Origin of the sequence: Moheibacter stercoris (assembly GCF_040545805.1) — a bacterium.
GTDB classification, from domain to species: Bacteria; Bacteroidota; Bacteroidia; order Flavobacteriales; family Weeksellaceae; genus Moheibacter; species Moheibacter stercoris.
In genome coordinates, this window is sequence record NZ_JBEPMO010000004.1 from 130269 (window position 1) to 149618 (window position 19350).

The 19350-nt window shown below is 33.3% G+C and carries 17 protein-coding genes and 1 tRNA gene; 13 read left to right on the top strand and 5 right to left on the bottom strand.

Features of this window, described 5'->3' with window-relative positions; translation table 11 throughout:
* The first annotated feature begins 2 nt into the window (after nt 1-2).
* The 4 genes from thiL to ABID46_RS05080 all read left to right on the top strand — a co-directional run bounded on the left by thiL (nt 3) and on the right by ABID46_RS05080 (nt 3898).
* Entirely contained in the window at nt 3-1046 is a 1044-nt protein-coding gene (gene thiL, locus ABID46_RS05065; protein ID WP_354507741.1) for a thiamine-phosphate kinase, read from the top strand.
* 166 nt (nt 1047-1212) lie between these two features.
* Nucleotides 1213-2079: a C-type lectin domain-containing protein gene (locus tag ABID46_RS05070; protein ID WP_354507743.1), complete on the top strand. Its 867-nt coding sequence runs from the start codon at nt 1213-1215 to the stop codon at nt 2077-2079.
* Nucleotides 2080-2082: 3 nt separating this feature from the next.
* Nucleotides 2083-2985, top strand: a complete 903-nt coding sequence (locus ABID46_RS05075; protein WP_354507745.1) for a C-type lectin domain-containing protein — start codon at nt 2083-2085, stop codon at nt 2983-2985.
* 4 nt (nt 2986-2989) lie between these two features.
* Nucleotides 2990-3898 carry a C-type lectin domain-containing protein gene (locus tag ABID46_RS05080; protein WP_354507747.1) on the top strand — a complete coding sequence of 303 codons (909 nt, stop codon included), beginning with the start codon at nt 2990-2992 and terminating at the stop codon, nt 3896-3898.
* Between the two features lie 66 nt (nt 3899-3964).
* Here the strand turns inward: ABID46_RS05080 and lepA are convergent, their stop codons facing one another.
* The 5 genes from lepA to ABID46_RS05105 form a co-directional block, all read right to left on the bottom strand.
* Entirely contained in the window at nt 3965-5761 is a 1797-nt protein-coding gene (lepA, locus tag ABID46_RS05085; RefSeq protein WP_354507749.1) for a translation elongation factor 4, read from the bottom strand.
* Nucleotides 5762-5833: 72 nt separating this feature from the next.
* Nucleotides 5834-6601 carry a nitrilase family protein gene (locus ABID46_RS05090; RefSeq protein WP_354507751.1) on the bottom strand — a complete coding sequence of 256 codons (768 nt, stop codon included), beginning with the start codon at nt 6599-6601 and terminating at the stop codon, nt 5834-5836.
* The gene (locus tag ABID46_RS05095) at nt 6598-7257 is read right to left on the bottom strand and encodes a phosphatase PAP2 family protein (protein WP_354507753.1); all 660 of its coding nucleotides are present in this window, start codon (nt 7255-7257) and stop codon (nt 6598-6600) included. Before ABID46_RS05095 ends, ABID46_RS05090 begins: the two co-directional genes overlap by 4 nt.
* 76 nt (nt 7258-7333) lie before the next feature.
* Nucleotides 7334-8902: an Rne/Rng family ribonuclease gene (locus tag ABID46_RS05100; RefSeq protein ID WP_354507755.1), complete on the bottom strand. Its 1569-nt coding sequence runs from the start codon at nt 8900-8902 to the stop codon at nt 7334-7336.
* Nucleotides 8903-9099: 197 nt separating this feature from the next.
* Entirely contained in the window at nt 9100-9390 is a 291-nt protein-coding gene (locus tag ABID46_RS05105; RefSeq protein ID WP_354507757.1) for an HU family DNA-binding protein, read from the bottom strand.
* Nucleotides 9391-9488: 98 nt separating this feature from the next.
* Between ABID46_RS05105 and mutY the strand changes: the two genes are divergently transcribed.
* The 9 genes from mutY to ABID46_RS05150 all read left to right on the top strand — a co-directional run bounded on the left by mutY (nt 9489) and on the right by ABID46_RS05150 (nt 19336).
* Nucleotides 9489-10529: an A/G-specific adenine glycosylase gene (mutY, locus tag ABID46_RS05110; RefSeq protein WP_354507759.1), complete on the top strand. Its 1041-nt coding sequence runs from the start codon at nt 9489-9491 to the stop codon at nt 10527-10529.
* A gap of 67 nt (nt 10530-10596) precedes the next feature.
* The gene (locus tag ABID46_RS05115) at nt 10597-11052 is read left to right on the top strand and encodes a single-stranded DNA-binding protein (RefSeq protein WP_354507760.1); all 456 of its coding nucleotides are present in this window, start codon (nt 10597-10599) and stop codon (nt 11050-11052) included.
* Nucleotides 11053-11067: 15 nt separating this feature from the next.
* Complete coding sequence (gene gldD / locus ABID46_RS05120) at nt 11068-11625, top strand: gliding motility lipoprotein GldD (protein ID WP_354507761.1); 558 nt, start codon at nt 11068-11070, stop codon at nt 11623-11625.
* Between the two features lie 60 nt (nt 11626-11685).
* Nucleotides 11686-13023: an RIP metalloprotease RseP gene (gene rseP / locus ABID46_RS05125; RefSeq protein ID WP_354507762.1), complete on the top strand. Its 1338-nt coding sequence runs from the start codon at nt 11686-11688 to the stop codon at nt 13021-13023.
* A 56-nt stretch (nt 13024-13079) separates the two neighbouring features.
* Nucleotides 13080-13153 (top strand) — tRNA-Asn (locus ABID46_RS05130).
* A 197-nt stretch (nt 13154-13350) separates the two neighbouring features.
* Nucleotides 13351-14568, top strand: coding sequence for a site-specific integrase (locus ABID46_RS05135; protein ID WP_354507763.1), 1218 nt, complete (start codon nt 13351-13353; stop codon nt 14566-14568).
* Nucleotides 14569-14619: 51 nt separating this feature from the next.
* Nucleotides 14620-17091, top strand: coding sequence for a DEAD/DEAH box helicase (locus ABID46_RS05140; protein ID WP_354507764.1), 2472 nt, complete (start codon nt 14620-14622; stop codon nt 17089-17091).
* Nucleotides 17092-17445: 354 nt separating this feature from the next.
* Nucleotides 17446-18315 carry an AAA family ATPase gene (locus tag ABID46_RS05145; RefSeq protein ID WP_354507920.1) on the top strand — a complete coding sequence of 290 codons (870 nt, stop codon included), beginning with the start codon at nt 17446-17448 and terminating at the stop codon, nt 18313-18315.
* Nucleotides 18296-19336, top strand: coding sequence for a DUF3871 family protein (locus tag ABID46_RS05150; RefSeq protein ID WP_435529321.1), 1041 nt, complete (start codon nt 18296-18298; stop codon nt 19334-19336). The genes ABID46_RS05145 and ABID46_RS05150 overlap by 20 nt, the downstream gene beginning before the upstream one ends.
* Nucleotides 19337-19350: the final 14 nt, after the last annotated feature.

Below are 19350 nucleotides of genomic sequence, written 5' to 3' on the forward strand. Positions count from 1 at the left end.
CTATGTTAGACAATAAAGAAAATCCCTTAACCTCATTGGAAAAATTGGGCGAATTTGGCTTAATTGATCATTTGACTCAATCTATCCAAATCGCACAAGAATCTACTCAAACAGGAGTCGGAGATGATGCCGCAGTCTTGAATTTTGATGGCCTACAAACCGTCGTTTCAACCGATATGTTGGTAGAAGGGGTTCACTTTAATTTGGCCTATGTTCCGTTGAAACATTTGGGTTATAAGTCAGTCGTAGTTAATTTGAGCGACATCTATGCGATGAACGCTGTTCCTACGCAAATATTGGTTTCCATTGCTGTTTCCAATCGTTTTTCTTTGGAGGCAATAGAAGAAATCTACGAAGGAATTAAAATCGCATGCAAAAGATACAATGTTGATTTGGTTGGTGGTGATACTACCTCTTCACAATCAGGTTTGGTTTTGAGCATCACAGCAATTGGACAAGCTAAAACGGAAGATTTATGTTACCGAAACGGTGCAAATGCCAACGATTTGTTGGTGGTTTCGGGTGATTTAGGAGGAGCTTATTTAGGATTGCAAGTGTTAGAGCGAGAAAATGAAGTATTCAAAGCCAATCCCAATATGCAACCTAGTTTGGAAGAATATGAATACATTGTTGGAAGACAATTGAAACCCGAAGCTGGGAAACATATCGTGGAATTATTGGCTGAATTAGAGGTAAAACCAACTTCTATGATCGATGTTTCGGATGGATTATCGTCTGAAATTCTGCACTTGTCAAAACAAAGCGGATACGGATTTAAAATCTATGAGGAAAAAATTCCTTTGGATCCTATGGTGATCAAAACTGCGGAAGAATTTGGCATCAACCCTATTACTTGTGCCTTAAATGGAGGAGAAGATTATGAATTGTTGTTTACAATTTCTCAATCTGACTTTCCTAAGATCAAAGGAAATCCAAATCTTACAGTGATTGGTCATACAACTGAACAAAATGCCGACAATTATTTAATTTTAAACGGCAGTGAATCCGCTGTTCCTTTAACAGCTCAAGGATGGACAAGTTTTTAATCAAATAAATAATTCATTTAAAGGAATTTAACGATAGATTTATTTAACTACTTTTAACAATATCAATACCAACTTTATAAAGTTTATTTGTAATTTAGCCTACCTAAACAAACCACTTAAAATAAAATTTAATAGGGGAAATTTAATTTAGTATGAGAAAGATTTTTTGTTAGGATGTATCATCATTCTGTCATACTTCAACTATGCGCAGGTAGGAATCAATACAGAACCTGTTCATTCATCTGCAGCTATTGACATGTCGGATAGTAAAAAGGGTGTTTTAGCTCCGAGAATTGCTTTAACCCATGAACGAGATAAATCTATCATTTCGGAACCTAAAAAAGGTTTACTCATTTTCAATACAACTGAAAATGCCGAAATGAGTTCTGGATATTATTATTGGAACAATGAAAAGTGGGAACCATTTCACAATAGAACTGAGAAATTAGTTCAGAATATTTCCGAAAACATTTTTGCTTCAAGTTTAGGGTATGTTCCATCTGGTGATTACGAGTATGCTTTAACCGAATTAAGTTATTACGGTGCAACTTCACTCAAAAGAGAATGCTATCAATTTACCGACACGTATGATGGCGCTATTCCCCATACCTATTGTGGGTATACCATGGATGGTCCTGTGAATTGGGAACAAGCCTTTAATTTCTCAAAATATTTAAAAGGATATTTGGTCACCATCACTTCTGAAGCAGAATGGAATTTCATCAAAACAAACCTACTTAGCACTGCCGAGAATTCCGAAAACAATGTTTGGTTAGGATATAATTCCATCCAATTACCTGGTAATTCGAGAGAATATTTATGGGTGACAGGAGAAAAATCTACCATCAATTGGTCCAACGAGGCAACTATCCAAGCAAACTACGCTACGGGAGAACCCAATGGTGCTACCGGCTGTGTTTATGTTAGTGCTACTTCAGATAGTTCTAATAGAGATTGGAAAAACGATGCTTGTAATTTATCTGAAATCAACGGTAAACCATTTAACTATATCATTGTAGAATTTCATAATTAAAAAATGAAAAATTTATACATTCTTGCCATGTGCTTCCTTAGTTGGATTGCACAAGCACAAGTTTACATCAACGTACCTACTGAGGATGAAGATCCATCTGCTGAACTCCAAATCGACGCAGACAATAAAGGAATTGTTTTATCATCTGTAAATTTGATAGACAAAAACTTAACTGATCCAATTGTCACAATACCTCAAGATGGATTGTTGGTTTACAATGCGAATTTAACAGGCAAAGTTGACCCAGGATATTATTATTGGAGTGAAACCGATCAAGAATGGAAAAAGCTTGGGGGAATTGTCGAAAAAGGAACCATCATCCAAAACATCAACAAAGAGTTTTTAGGATATGACCCTACGGGAATTGGTGCTAGTGCTCCCAATAGTTTTAATCTTCCAAATGGTGAAACAGCCACCAAACAAAGATGTGTCAAGTGGGAAATTTCCAACGGTGGAAACGGCCATACTTATTGCGCCTATACAGCTTCAGAAACCAAAGATTTTGAAAGAACCTTTAATGCTGTAAGAAACATAGGCGGCTACATCGTTACGATTGTTTCTGATGCAGAATGGGATTTTGTCAAAAACAACGTCATCAATGATGCCAGCAATATGGGCGGAACAATTTTGAATAACTCAATATGGTTGGGTTATGTTAAATTGCAAACTCCAGGAAATTTAATGCCAAAATACCGTTGGATCACAGATGAAACTTGGGAAAATAATTGGTCAAATAATGCATCTACGCAATCTCATTTCTTACCAAACGAACCCCAAGCTGCCTCAACAAATGCCAATCCTAGATGTACAATGGTTTCAAGTCTAAGTCAAAATGCAAATAGACTTTGGACCTCTCAAGTTTGTACTGCTTTAACTTCTCACATAATTGTTGAATTTAACCAATAAGAATATGTATAAAACTCTCTTCGCATTTGCACTATCATTTTGCGTTCAAATAGGTTTTTCTCAAGTTGGAATCGGAACGAATAATCCAGATAATTCCACATTATTAGACGTTGCAGTTCCAAATAAAGGATTTTTAGGGCCAAGAATTGCTTTGGAAAATAGAACCGATAATATTACCATTCCCAATCCAGCAGATGGATTGATTGTATACAACACCACAACATTGAATGGAAACGAGCAAACAGCATTACAACCTGGCTATTATTATTGGAACGTAAATCAATGGGTTCCTTCCAAACAAGGAGAAATCATTGAAGTAACCACCAATGGAGAATTAAGAAATTACTTGGGATACAACGCCGATGGAATTCGAAATTCAACGGGATTTATTCATAATGGAATTCATTTTAGACAAGGTGGAACAACTGGAAATGGTTATGGCTGTAAACAATGGAATGGAAATGGACATTGGTATTGCGCCTTTAGAGGAAGCACAGGATTTGATTGGCAAACAGCTTTCGAGGCAGCGAAATCAAGAGGTGGTTATCTGATAACTTTCACTTCTTTGGCTGAATGGAATTGGGTGAAAACCAACCTTATCGACTCAGGAACTGGCTATAATCTTACCAATTCGATTTGGATTGGCTACAACAAAGTAAACTTTTCTGGAAACCCAACCGAATTTACGTGGATTACAGGTGAACAGTCCAAAGTTTTTTGGGGGAATTCAAGTTATACAGAAAACTTTTTCAATAGTGGAGAACCCAATAACCAAGGTGGAAATGAAGGATGTGTACACGTTATCAATGCAGCTCAAAATTCAGAAAGAAGATGGAATGACATTGATTGCGAATTTAGCAATTCTGGATGGAGTTCTCCTTGGCGTGATATAATCATCGAATTTGAACAATAAATATTCTTCTCATAAAATAAGAGGCTGTCTCAAAAGACAGCCTCTTATTAGATATCGATAGAACTTCTAATCATTCAATTTCAAAACAGCTAAGAAAGCAGATTGTGGAACTTCTACACGTCCGATCTGACGCATTTTCTTTTTCCCTGCTTTTTGTTTTTCCAATAATTTACGTTTACGAGAAATATCTCCACCGTAACATTTTGCGGTTACGTCTTTACGCAAAGCTTTGATGGTTTCACGCGCGATGATCTTTGCTCCAATAGCAGCTTGGATTGGAATATCGAATTGCTGTCTTGGGATCAATTCTTTTAATTTTTCACACATTTTTTTCCCAATTCCATAGGCATTATCTACGTGAATCAAAGCGGAAAGAGCATCAACAGGTTCTGCATTGATTAAAATATCAACTTTCACCAATTTAGAAGCGCGCATATCCAACGGATGATAGTCAAAAGATGCATATCCTTTTGAGATAGATTTTAATCGATCATAAAAATCAAATACAACTTCCGCCAAAGGCAATTCAAAAATCAATTCCACACGATGTTGTGTCAAATAATTCTGATTTTTCAAGATTCCTCTTTTTTCAATACAAAGATTCATGACTTGTCCAACGAAATCAGACTTTGTAATGATGGAAGCTTTTATGTAGGGCTCTTCCACTCTATTCAAACCAGAAGGATCTGGCAATTCAGAAGGATTGTTAACCAAAATCCTTTTATCAGGATGCTTTTCTGTATAGGCATAATAAGAAACATTGGGAACGGTTGTGATCACATTCATATCAAATTCACGTTCCAAACGCTCTTGAATAATTTCTAAGTGCAACATTCCTAGGAATCCACAACGGAAACCAAAACCTAATGCTGCAGAAGATTCGGGTTCAAATGTCAGAGAAGCATCGTTCAATCTTAATTTTTCAATCGAAAAACGAAGATCTTCATAATCTTCTGTATCAACCGGATAAATACCCGCAAAGACCATCGGTTTCACTTCTTCAAATCCATCAATTGGAGAAATAGCGGGATTTTCAACTGACGTGATCGTATCCCCAACTTTTACTTCAACTGCTTCTTTAATTCCCGAAATAATATATCCAACATCACCCGTTTTAATCGATTTTTTCTCAACTTGTTTCAATTTCAACGTACCCACTTCATCGGCATGGTATTTTTTACCCGTTGCCATGAATTGAACCTCTTGACCTTTTTTAATCTCTCCATTTACAACTTTGAAATAAGCTTCAACTCCTCTAAACGGATTGTACACAGAGTCAAAAATCAAGGCTTGAAGCGGAGCTTCAGGATCACCAACTGGTGGCGGAACTTTTTCAATGATGGTGTGTAAGAGTTGCTCAACTCCTTCACCTGTTTTTCCACTTACTCGAAGAACATCTTCTGGATCACAGCCCAAAAGATCGACGATATCGTCCGTTACTTCTTCTGGATTGGCGCTTGGCAAATCAATTTTATTTAAAACCGGAATGATTTCCAAGTCATTCTCCAAAGCCAAATATAAATTTGAAATCGTCTGAGCTTGAATACTTTGAGCCGCATCTACAATAAGCAATGCTCCTTCGCAAGCTGCAATTGAACGAGAAACTTCGTAGGAAAAATCTACGTGACCTGGAGTGTCAATCAAATTCAATACATAGGTTTCACCATTGTGTTCGTATTCCATTTGGATTGCGTGAGATTTAATGGTAATCCCTTTCTCACGTTCCAAATCCATATCATCTAACACCTGATTTTGTAATTCTCTTTCAGTTACGGTATTGGTAATTTGCAATAATCGATCGGCCAAGGTACTTTTCCCATGGTCAATATGCGCTATGATACAAAAATTTCGGATGTTCTTCATTGATTCAAATAAGAAAACAAAAATACATCATTTTTTGCTTTTTTATCCTAGGAATAAATGCTTGAAATAGATTTATTTCAGTTCGAATTGATCTCGATCATTTAAAAACCCATAATTCTTACGGTAGTTTTCAATAATTTCTTTCGAAATTTCAAATTGGAGTAGACTCTGGGCAGATTTTTTTGGTTTTAATTCCTCACCAACTGGATCAAATACCTTGGAATTTCCATTGTATTTTAAATCATAATCATCGGTCCCAATTCGGTTCACTCCTACGACATAAGCCATGTTTTCGATTGCACGCACTTTTAGCAAAGCTTTCCATGGCTCTACACGAACGGCTGGCCAATTGGCTACACAAATCAAGGCATCATATTCATCGGAATTTCTACACCAAACGGGAAATCTTAGATCATAACAGACAATCAATCGAAATTTCCATCCCAAATATTCTACTGTTATGATTTCATTTCCGGCCGAATAAGCTTCTGTTTCTTTACCGTATCCGAACAAATGTTTCTTATCATAAACTTTGGTTTCGTTTGGTGTCACGAAATACATTCGGTTGTAGAACTTTTCATTTTCTTTGGTCGAAACGCTTCCGCAAATGGCAAAATTTCCTTGAACAGCTTTGGATTTCATCCATTGATAGGTTTTACCAAAAGGCTCTTCTGCAATTTTTCCGGCATTCATCGAAAATCCTGTGGTAAACATTTCAGGAAGTATGACAAGATCTGTGGAGATGGATTCGAGTTGATCCTCTAAAAATTCAAGATTGGCTTGTGGATTTTCCCACTCAATATCAAATTCAATTACACTTATAGAAAGATTCTTTTTCATTTTATTGGGATTATCTTACGGTCTAAGCTTGAATTGGAACAATTCCAAATCAAATAATACCCTAAGATAGCAAAAAATAATCCCAAAAAGCTTCCTCCTATCGTATCAATGACAAAATGTTTGGAAAGATAAACTCGTCCAATTGCTACCAAGCCCATTAAGGAAGCCAAGGTAAATTGGAGAATTCTATTTTGTGTTTGCATACACAAATAAAAACATAAAATAACCGCTAAAACAGTATGACCCGAAGGAAAGGTATAGGGAATCTGTGATTCGACTCCATTTACCAAACGCAACGTAATATTCTTCAATTCAAAATAATGCGTAGGTCTATGTCCGTGTTCGAAGACCAAACGCTTAATTGCCGAACTACCAAAACTTGAAAATAAGGCGGTAACACCTAAAAATAGAAAGTGTCGCCAAGATTTTTTCCAGATGATAAACAAAAGCGTTGCAATCAACACATAGGTTGTTGCAACGTCTGTATAGTATTTGAAGAATTCGTCAAAAATTAAATTGTGGAATCTTGCATTGAAATACAAGTGTAAATCGTCCTTACCAAAATAGGCAATAGCCAACAAGCCTGTGAAGTTTATCACGAAAAATAATAAAAAGAAAGGCCAAAGCCTCTTTATTAAATCTTGTTGTTGGTCCATTTTAATATTTGTGGCAAAGTAACTGAAAAAAACAATTTTGGTAAAATTTATAATACAAATTTAGTCAAAGTTTGCTTTAGTTCGATTCATTGTACAAGGTATTGTTCTTATTCAAAAAATTGAACTGCAAATACTTATACGAATCTCTCGGAACAATTTTGATCCATTTTTTGTGTTTGATAAACCATTTAAGTTGGATACTATTAAAACCTTTTGTCAAATAAGCAGCTACAAATGGATGAACATGCAAAGAAATTGAATCTATTTTTCGACCTTTTTTCTCTAGAATATTTCGTAAAATTTGATCCATTTTATCCACCAAAACAATTGGTGCTTCCACTTGATTGACCTCTTCGTTGGGATTCTCTTCCATGGTTTTGATGTTCAATTCAGGTCGTACACGTTGACGTGTAATTTGAATCAAACCAAATTTACTTGGAGGCAAAATTTTATGTTTTGCACGATCTTTTTGCATTTCGGTTTTGAGATGCTCATATAATTCGATTTTATTGGCATTATTGGTCATATCAATAAAATCCACTACAATGATTCCTCCCATATCACGCAAACGCAATTGTCGCGCTACTTCTGATGCTGCAATTTTATTGACAGCCAAAGCCGAATCTTCTTGATTATTGGAATTTCGCGAAATATTTCCAGAGTTTACATCAATAACATGTAAAGCTTCTGTATGTTCTATCACCAAATAAGCACCTTTGGACTGAGGAATGGTGACATTTTTACCAAATGAAAATTTAATTTGTCGTTCAATTCCTAAACGCTCAAACAAAGGAACTTCTGAATCTTTGGAAACTTTGATCAATCCAGATTTCCCTGGAGCAATTACATCCAAATATTCGGTCATGTCGTCGGCCAATTCATCATCGTCTACGGTGATTTTGGTGTAGTCTTCGTTAAAATTATCACGCAAAATAGCCGAAGCACGATCCATTTCACTCAATAATTTAATAGGAGACTTTTTCTTTTGGATATTTTTAAAAACCGTTTGCCATTTGTTCATCAAATAATTCAAATCGGCTTGTAATTCAGCTACTTTTTTCCCTTCTGCAACCGTTCGAATAATAATCCCAAAACCTTCTGGCTTGATGCTTTCCACCAAAGAAACCAAACGATCACGCTCTGCTTTGGATTTTAATTTTTGGGAAACGGAAACCTTTTCAGAGAAAGGGCTTAAAATAAGGTATCTACCTGCTATGGAAATTTCAGATGTAATACGAGGTCCTTTGGTATGGATAGGTTCTTTGGTAATTTGAATGACAACATTGTCACCCGCTGCCAAAACTTTGTCAATCGTCCCATCTTTATGGATCATTTCTTCTTTTCGAAATGATTTTAAGTTGGGCGATTTAAATTTTCCATTTCCAACCAATTGGGTATAGGCCAATAAAGATTTTACATTAGGACCTAAATCATGATAATGCAAAAATGCATCTTTTGAATATCCAATATCTACGAAGGCGGCATTTAAACTTGGGGCCAATTTTTTGACTTTTCCCAAATACATATCACCTACGGCAAAATTTGAATCAACATTTTCCTGATGCAACTCCATCAAACGTCCATCTTCCAACAAAGCAATTTGGACAAACTCTTCCCCACCAGAAACAACTAATTCTTTATTCATTAATGAATACTTAAACGAATATGAAACAAACAACAAAAGCACTTTCCAATTTTCTGAAAACTGGAAAGTGCAAGTCTTTTAAAGAAATTAAACAGAGTTTATTTTTTCTTTTTGTGTCTGTTTAATCTACGTCTTTTCTTACGCTTGTGCGTAGCTACCTTATGTCTTTTTCTTTTTTTTCCGCTTGGCATATTAATTTATTTTACTTTAACTTTTGTTTTAACGCTTTCAATGAAAGTTTTGGCTGGCTTAAAAGCCGGTACGTGGTGAGCAGGAATTACAATAGACGTCCCCTTAGAAATATTTCTCCCAGTCTTTGCTGCTCTTTTCTTAATGGTGAAAGATCCAAACCCTCTCAAATATACGTTTTCTCCTGCCTCTAATGAGTTTTTCACTTCCTCCATGAAGTGTTCTACCACTTTTTGGGTTTCATTTTTTTCTAAACCTAATTTAGTAGAAATGTTACCCACTATTTCTGCTTTCGTCATAATTAAAATGTATTATTGTTGCTAAATTTGCTAATTAAAAGAAACGGCTGCAAATATAACATTTGTCCTAAAACAAAAAAAGAATTCTAATCATATTTATGAGTTTTAACTCCCTGATATTGATTTGGTTTGATAAAAACAAACGAAATCTACCTTGGAGAGACCAATTTGACCCCTATAAAATATGGCTCTCAGAAATCATTTTACAACAAACACGTATCGCTCAGGGAACTGGCTACTACAACAGATTTGTCGAGAATTACCCTACTTTAAAATCTTTGGCCGAAGCAGACGAACAAATGATTTTGAAACTTTGGCAAGGTCTAGGCTATTATTCAAGAGCAAGAAATCTACATTTCACCGCAAATTACATAAATTCTGAATTAAATGGAGAATTTCCATCGAATTTTCTAGAATTAAAAAAACTCAAAGGAATTGGAGATTATACGGCTGCAGCCATTGCTTCTATCGCCTTTAATGAGCCTGTTCCGGCAATAGATGGAAATGTGTTTCGAGTTTTTGCGCGTTATTTCAATATTGAGTTAGATATTTCACAACCCAAAACAAAAACTTATTTTTTCAATTTGGGAAAAGAAATCATTGATCAAAAGCGACCTGGTGATTTCAATCAAGCTGTTATGGAACTGGGTGCGACGATTTGCACACCTACCAATCCAGATTGCATGAATTGTCCCGTCAATCAATCTTGTGAAGCACTTGCTAAAAAGAAAGTTTCTGAATTACCCATCAAATCCAAAAAACTGAAGGTTACGCATCGATTTTTGCATTTCTTGGATATTTCTAACGGCGATCAAGTTTTGATTAAAAAAAGAACAGAAAAGGATGTTTGGTTGAATTTGTATAATTTTCCGATTATCGAATTGCCTACAGAAGAATCTTTTCCTTCCAAATTTCAAGAATTCAATACAACGAAACCTTTTCGATTAATGAAGGAAGAAGTTCATCTTTTGTCCCATCAGAAATTGCATATTTCTTTCTGGAAGGCCAATGTAGATCAAGAGGAATTCATTCGTTTGCAGAAAGAATTCAATTCAGAAATTATTTCCATTGAAGAAATTCATCAATATCCATATCCGAAACCCATGGAAAAATATTTGGATTCGGAATATCCGAATTAATTTTCCTTTCCAAAGGAAACAAGGATTTTAGTATCTTTACCCTAGACTAATTCAAATAAGCAGGGACATGAACGGAACGATGAACAAAGTAATCTTAATCGGAAATTTAGGAGATGAAGTAAAAATGCATCAATTCGATGAAATGAATAGCATTGGGAGATTTCCTATTGCTACGAGTGAATCCTACACTTCTAAAGAAACTGGCGAAAAGGTTACCCAAACGGAATGGCACAACATTGTTGTCCGTAATAAATTGGCTGAAATTTGTGGGAAATACTTGAAAAAGGGTGACAAAGTTTACGTTGAAGGAAAACTTAAAACCCGTAAATGGCAAGACAACACCAATCAAGATCGATATACAACTGAAATTATTGCCAACGAAGTTGTATTTTTGAACACGAAGTCAGCTTCATCTGGAGAAATGCCTAATCAATCTTTTCAACAATCCAATGAGAAGCCTTCAACGCAAACGCCAAGTTCATTTTCATCTTCTGCAGATGAACCAGATGATTTGCCATTTTAATAGATGAAACACTAAATGAAATACCTTTTTTTTATACTCTTCACGATTTTATTGATTTCGTGCAAAGAAGATTATACCATCAAACCTTTGGGGCAAGTACGTTTAGAATACCCTGAACCGAAGTATGAATCTTTGAAAACGGATTGTTCTTTCACATTTGAACAATCCAATCAAAGTCAAATTCAAGAAAAGAATAAACCTTGTTGGTTTGTGTTGAATTATCCCAAAATGAAAGCCAATATATATATTACCTATTTCCCCGTAAATAGTAAAGAAGATTTGGTGAATAAAATCAAGGATAGCGAAAAGTTCGTGCAAGAACAAACGACCAAAGCAAGCTATATTGCACCACAAGAGTTCGTGTTTGAAGAGGAAAGGGTCTACGGAACTTTGTTTGAATTGGGTGGAGATTCCGCGATTAACCTACAATTTCATGCAACCGATAGCACAAATAATTTCATCAGTGGATCGGTTTATTTCTCAACAGAGCCCAAATATGACTCCCTTCAACCTGCGATTCAATATTTAAAACGAGATGTGGTTCGTTTAATTGAAACCCTTCGTTGGAAATAATTTCTGAACCAACTTATTATTGTATTTTTGCAGCTTAAATTTTAGAAGACAATTTATTAAATGGAAGAATTTTTCATAAAAGCTGGACAAATGATTTTGATGTTGTCCATTTTAGTTACCCTTCACGAATTAGGACATTTCATCCCAGCCAAATATTTCAAAACCAAAGTAGAAAAGTTCTACTTATTCTTTGACCCCTATTTCTCGTTATTCAAAAAGAAAATTGGAGATACAACCTACGGAATCGGATGGTTACCGTTGGGCGGATACGTGAAAATTGCGGGAATGATCGACGAAAGCATGGACACCGATCAAATGAAATCGGAACCGAAACCATGGGAGTTTAGAAGCAAACCAGCTTGGCAACGTTTGATCATCATGTTGGGTGGTGTAACGGTCAATGTTATTTTGGCTTGGGTTATTTATGCGATAATGTTTACAGCCAATGGAATGACTTATCTTTCAGTAGACAAAGCCCAGGAAAATGGGTTGGTTTTTAGTCAATTAGGAAAAGAAATTGGATTCCAAGATGGAGATAAAATTCTTACTGTTGATGGAAAAGAACAAAAACAATTCAATCGTTTGACGTTGGATATAATGTTGAGTGAAGAAATTGTAGTAGACCGTAATGGTCAGCAAGTCAAATTGCAGATTCAAGATGAACAAATCAAACAAATTCTATCAACAGAAGGAAGAAATAATTTTATTTTTCCTCAACACAATGGTGTTGTGATTGATTCGGTTTTGGATAATTCTGCCGCAAAAACATCAGGTTTACAATCAGGAGACATTATCAAAGCGATCAACCAAAATCCGTTAAATATTACCAATTTCACAGCTCAAATTCAAGAAAACAAGAACAACAAATTGGTCATGCAAGTTGAGCGCGCAGGTATATTGAAATTAGTGGAAGTAAATATTCCTGACTCAGCAAAAATTGGCGTATTCCATCGTGCGAATCTAAATAAAGACATCATTGTCACAGAAAAATTCAATTTGATGTCAGCCATTCCTGTTGCGATAACAGAATCCTTTACGATTTTGAATTACAACATCAAGAACTTAAAATTATTGATCAAACCTAAAACGGAAGCTTACAAACAAGTCGCAGGTCCTATCGGAATCGCAAGGCAATTGCCATCGACATGGGATTGGGGATTCTTTTGGAATTTCACCGCGATGTTTTCGATGTGGTTGGCGTTTGTAAATTTACTTCCGATCCCAGGTTTGGACGGAGGCCACGCCCTTTTTACCCTAGCAGAAATGATCACTGGACGAAAATTAAACGATAAAACAATGGGAATTGTTCAAACTTTTGGAATGATTATCTTATTGAGTTTGATGGCGTTAATTTTCGGTAAGGATATTTGGGATTTAATTAGCGATAAATTTTTGTAAAAAATATTTGGAGGTTAAAAAATCCTTTCTATATTTGCAATCCAATTACGGAACACTCCTCCTTAGCTCAGTTGGTTAGAGCATCTGACTGTTAATCAGAGGGTCCTTGGTTCGAGCCCAAGAGGGGGAGCAAAAAGGTAAAAGCACTTACAGAAATGTAGGTGCTTTTTTAATTTAACACCCCTCATATTAAAAGGAAATCCCTTTACTTTTCAACTCTATTTTTTGCTACTAAATATTAAAACTTTCTTTTTATGCTTCTTTAAAAAAGTACACAAAAAGGACTACATAATTTTTTAAAAGGCATACATAAATTTTCAATCTATTATGAATAAGAATAATTTGAATATCCTATTTATATTGGATAAACGCAGAACAAATAAAAAAGGATTAACTCCACTAAGATGTAGAATTACTTATTTAGGAAAAAGAAAAGTAATATCTACTGGAATTTTTATTAATCACCAGAATTGGGATAGTAAACTTCAAAAAGCTAAACCCAAAAATGAAGAAAACACTTCCATAAATAATAAAATAAGCTTGATTAAAAATAAGATTAATCAGGCTTTTTTGTTTCTTCAAATTCAGGAAAACTCTATATCTATAGAAGATATTTATTTCCAATATATTGGGAAACCATCAAAAAAAAATATTGGTATAATTTCTCATTATTCCAATTTCTTAGATAAATATAGAAGTTTAATTGATGTGGAAATAAAGCAAACAACATGGAATAAATTCAACTATATATTTTCTGATTTAAAGGATTTTATTCTTTGGAAGTATAAACAAAGTGATTTACAATTAAAAGATGTAGACATGGAATTTATTCAAGAATTTGAATACTATTTAAAGATTATTAAACTTCAGAAACAGATTACCATTAACAAAGCCTTACAAAGATTAAAGAAAGTAGTTAAAACAGCTGTAGAATCTAAAATAATTGATTCTTTCCCCTTTAGTGAACACAAGCCAAAAGCTGTAAAAAATCAAATTACTTTTTTATCTGTAGATGAATTATCAAAACTCGAGAATTTTGTTTTTAAACAGAAAAGATTACATGATGTAGCTCAAATGTTTATTTTCTGTTGTTATACAGGATTGGCATATAATGAAATGGCAACTCTACAAGAAAAACATATTGTTAAAGGTTTTGATGGTAATTATTGGGTTAAAATGATTCGGGAAAAGACTCAAAAAGAAATTTCAATTCCCCTACTCCCAAAATGCATTAAGGTAATTGAGAAATACAAACAAGAACTCAATGGTGAAACTCTTTTACCAATTATTAGCAATCAAAAATTCAATTCCTATTTAAAAGAAATTGCTGACATTATTGGAATTGAAAAGAATCTGACACATCATGTAGCTAGAAAAACATTTGCTAGCACTATATTACTATACAATGATATCCCTATGGAAATTGTATCTGAACTTTTAGGTCATTCAAAGATTACAATTACTCAGGAATATTATGGGAAAGTAGTTCAAGAAAAAGTAAGTCAACACTTCCAATTTCTAAAAGATAAACTTGATAATAAATAAATTTATAATTCTGTGTTGTATTAAATTTACAACACAGATTATTTTTTTTATATGTTTAAAAATTCTCCTTTTGAAGATTACCCAATTGAGTTTAAAGAAATCAACTCTACAGATTTTCCAGAATTTAAAGTTGATGCAAAGAAAATAATAAAACCCGATGAAAAAGGATTTATTACAACAGAACTTCTATCCTCTATAGAATTAGATAGCAAAAACACTATTGTTATAAATGCAGCAGTTGGACAAGGTAAAACTTATTCAATAATTGAAATAGTTAAGCAATATTTTAAATCAAATGAAGATTATTTAGTTTTCATTGTTTCCCCATTTGTTAGCTTAATTGAACAATATCACCAAAAATTAATAAATCAAGATATTCAAGAGAAGGATATATTTAGATATGAATTATTAGGAACTGAAAAATGTCCTAATTATCTAGAAAAAAGTATTCACATAGTAACTGCGAATTGTTTATTAGGGAACCCAGGTGATGATGCATTAATAAATTCTAAAGCAAAGAGAGAGTATATTAACACATTATCTTCTTTTTGCCAAAAAACAAATAAAAAAGTAATCTTTATTTATGATGAAATACATGATGCCATACATAATTTTAAAGAGAAATATATATTCAATTTATGGAAATGGAAAAATTCAATACATAAAAACTATGTAATAAGTGCTACTTTTAATGAAGCTTCAAAAATTGTCATTGAATATCTTGCTGAATTAACTGATGACAAGATTCAAATTATTGAATCATTAAGAATTAGAAATAAAGAGAATCAAAGTGATCTAAATCTTCACTACTGCAACTCCCAATTTTTCAACAATGAAACACCTGAACTTGTCAATTTAATTCAAGATTTAATTAAAAGGGATAAAGAAATTGACATCCTATGTTTCTCTAAAACACTATCACTTTCAATAATTGAAAATAAGACTGAAGGGGCTGGAAAACTTCTATACCAAAAATATGATAAAATCAATAATTGTACTTCAGATTTTATAAAAGATTCAAAAAAAGGAAAAACTTCACCTCAAAATAGATATAATCCAAATTTATGTAATGTTGGTACCAATTTCAAAAGTGGAGTTAGTATTGAAAAAGACAATCATGCATTTGTAATTATATTTCCTCCAAATGGAGCAAAAATGCCATTTCAAAATTTTTATGGAATATTTTCAAATGGGATAAATTCCATAATTCAAGCTTTAGCAAGACAAAGAAAAAAAGGTGAAATTCATTTATTACTCCCTCTACCAGATAAAATTAATTATATTTCCTTACCATTTTCTAATGACAAGAAGAAATTTACTTTTTTTAAGAACGTCTATGAAAATATTTGTAACCAAAAGGACACAAAAGAACTAATAGAATATAATTCTCTAGCGAAGCAAAGAGATTTACTATATGAATTTTATTCAAATGAATTAAAGGGTAATGTAATTAATGAAATTCAATTAGTTCAAAATACAAATAGAGTAAACAAAGTAAGGCTAGAATTTCCTGAATTTAAATTATTTGTTCTTGAGGATGGAGAAATTTATCTAGCAAATAAGTTTCAATTCTTTGGTGGTGATTTATCAGCTTATATTACATATAGCGCAATTACCAATCAGTTTATTAACTGCACTCTAAATACTATAATTTCCAAAAAAGTTTTAGTTCTAGATGAAAATAATATGGAAAGCCAATTAATAAACTTCTATAATACATATTACTACGAAGAAACTCATCAAAGTTATTTTATCTACCTAAATGACCCACTATATTTTAAGGTTTTAAAAGACACTATTTTTAAAGAAACCCAAATATTCTTTAAAGTTGGTGACAAATTTAAAACTATAAAAAAGAATGGAAAAGACAAAACATCAAAACAATTTGAAGCTGTATTGTTAAATCTAGTAAGAAAATATAAAAGAAAAAATTACACTGATATAAATGAAACAAACCAATTACTAAGCAATTATTTATCTGAATCAATTTCTCTTTCACTAAATTCTGATTCAAAAGAATATTCACAATATAATAAGGCATATATTGAGTCTTTTAAATATTTGAATGTGTTAAGAGAAAGAATGATAAAATCAATCAATTCTCTACAAGTAAAAGGAGAAAATATTAATTATTTATCTCAAGATCCCTCAGAAGATTTTATCCCTCTTAATGAAGAAGAGAATTTTAAAAACTTGATAAATTTTTTCTCTACAGAAGAAAATCCTATTATGATAGGTATGCTGAATCTTTCAGAACTATTTAAAGGCAAAACTTTAACATCTCAAAAAAAAGAAATTTATAAGTTAATCTTAAAATTATTCTTTGAAACTGAACTTTATAGACTACCAACAGGTAAAAGAGAAAGAGTTAAAAAAATTACCAAAATTAAAGAATTACCAAATCCAGATAAAGTTTTTAATTGGCTTATAAAACCTGACTATGATTTCCCTGAAGGTTTCTTTACTACTGAAATGATAGAAGAAGGTACTGAAACTATAAAATCAATTTTAAATAAAAATTAATTTAATCCGTCCACCTTTATTTCACTCTATATATGGATAAAAGAAAAAATGGACGTACTTTCAATTTATTACATCATTTATATTTTACTCTATAGAGTATTATCTAATTCTTATAAGGGTTTCTTTATAAATCTTCCCAACCTTAAAAATCTTCTGATTTTACAACGCACGAACTATGGAGGAGGTCAACTTCGTTGTAGATTTTGAATCAAATTATTGATGCACAAAGCTACAATTTTTTTAGGACTTCTCCAAGCATTTCGCGCTAATATTCAGCATTTTATAGCTAATAGCTTTTTATGCACATATCCTATTTTTTCTTTAAAAAATCAAATTTTTAAAACACATTTTTTTATGCAACTAAGACAATCAGAAAGAAAAAAAGCCAAAATAAAAATGGCTCTTCAAGCACCTGCTGGTGCAGGCAAAACTTATTCAAGTTTACTACTTGCACAAGGACTTTCAAATGGAGACTTAACAAAAGTAGCCATTATAGACACAGAAAATGGAAGTGCAGATTTATATGCACAATTAGGAAATTACAATGTATTAACCTTATCACCACCTTTTACACCTGAAAAATACATTGAAGCAATAGATGTATGTGAAAAAGCAGGAATGGAAGTAATTATTATTGACAGTATTTCTCACTGTTGGGATGAACTGCTTGACTTTCACAGTAAACTAGCAGGAAATAGCTTTACCAATTGGGCAAAAGTTACTCCAAGACAAAAAGCATTTACTGATAAAATCCTGCAATCCAATGCTCATATCATTGCTACAATGAGAACTAAGCAGGATTATGTGCTGAATCAAAAGGATGGAAAGTTTGTTCCTGAAAAGGTGGGATTGAAGGCAGTTCAAAAAGATGGTTTGGATTATGAGTTTACCCTTGTATTTGATGTGGATATTAAGCACTTTGCTACTTCTTCTAAAGACAGAACAGGGGTATTTATGGGCAAACCTGAATTTGTGATTAATCAGGGTACAGGAAAAAGGATTTTGGATTGGTGCAACACAGGAACTGATGTAGCAGAGGTAACTTCTGAGCAAGTTTATGAAGAAATACAGCAGTGTAATTCTATGGCAGAGCTATTGGAATTGTATAAGAAATATCCAGATTTTCAGGATATTCTAAGACCTGACTTTGAAGCTAAAAAAGCTTTACTCATTCAATTAACTAACCCTAAAAACATTTCTCAAAATGGACAGCATCACATTTGAAAAAACTCCCAACATAATAGATAGTAATACTACTATGATGGAACTCCACCCTGTGCAAGATAAACCTACTCTATCTAACAACATAGAGTATGTGAAGCCTTTCAAATCAAAACCTTTTATTGAAGCTAATACAGAAGAAGTGGATTTATTACACCTAAAGAAAGATTGTATTATTCCTGTTTTCTCAAAGGATAATGAAAAGACTCTGGCACATCAGGAATTTATTGAAATTGCTCAAAATTCCATTGCAAAAGCATTTCCTCATCACAGCATAGAGCTACCTGAAATCAGGGTTTCTCATCAGATTAAAGGCAGGATTCCAGATGCAATCCATAAGCAGGCAAAAGACCTATTAGAGCACGAGAAAACCATTTATTATGAGAGGATGGCTTTTATTATCAGGGTTCCAAGTATTTCTGAATCTATCAATGGAAATCAATTATCCCTAACTATAGGAGGAGTTAGAGCTTATAATCAGGAAAATCTGTACAATAGAAGGACCTTTGAAAAGTTCAAGTTCTTCATTGGGTTTCAGAATATGGTTTGTTGCAATTTATGTGTGAGTAGTGATGGATTTGTAGAAGACTTAAGGGTAAGTTCCTACCAAGAATTACAAGCTAAGGTTTTGGAAATTATCCAAAGCTACCAAGCTGAAACTCACCTGAACCAGATGAAAGATCTATCACAGCAATTTCTTACAGAACACCAATTTGCTACTTTAGTTGGTAGAGCTAGGTTATATCAACATTTGCCTAAGAAACTGAAATCTGAAATTCCTGAGTTAATGTTTACAGATGGGCACTTTAATACCATTGCTAAAGATTATTATCAGGATGAAAGTTTTTGTAAAGATGAAAGCGGAAATATCAATCTGTGGAATGTGTACAATTTATTCACTCAAGCCAATAAGAGCAGTTACATTGATACCTTTTTAGAAAGGAACTTAAATGCTTTTGAATTCAATCAAGGTATTGGTAAAGCTATCAGTGGTAATTCTGATTATCATTGGTTTTTGAGTTGAGTTTGGAACCTCAG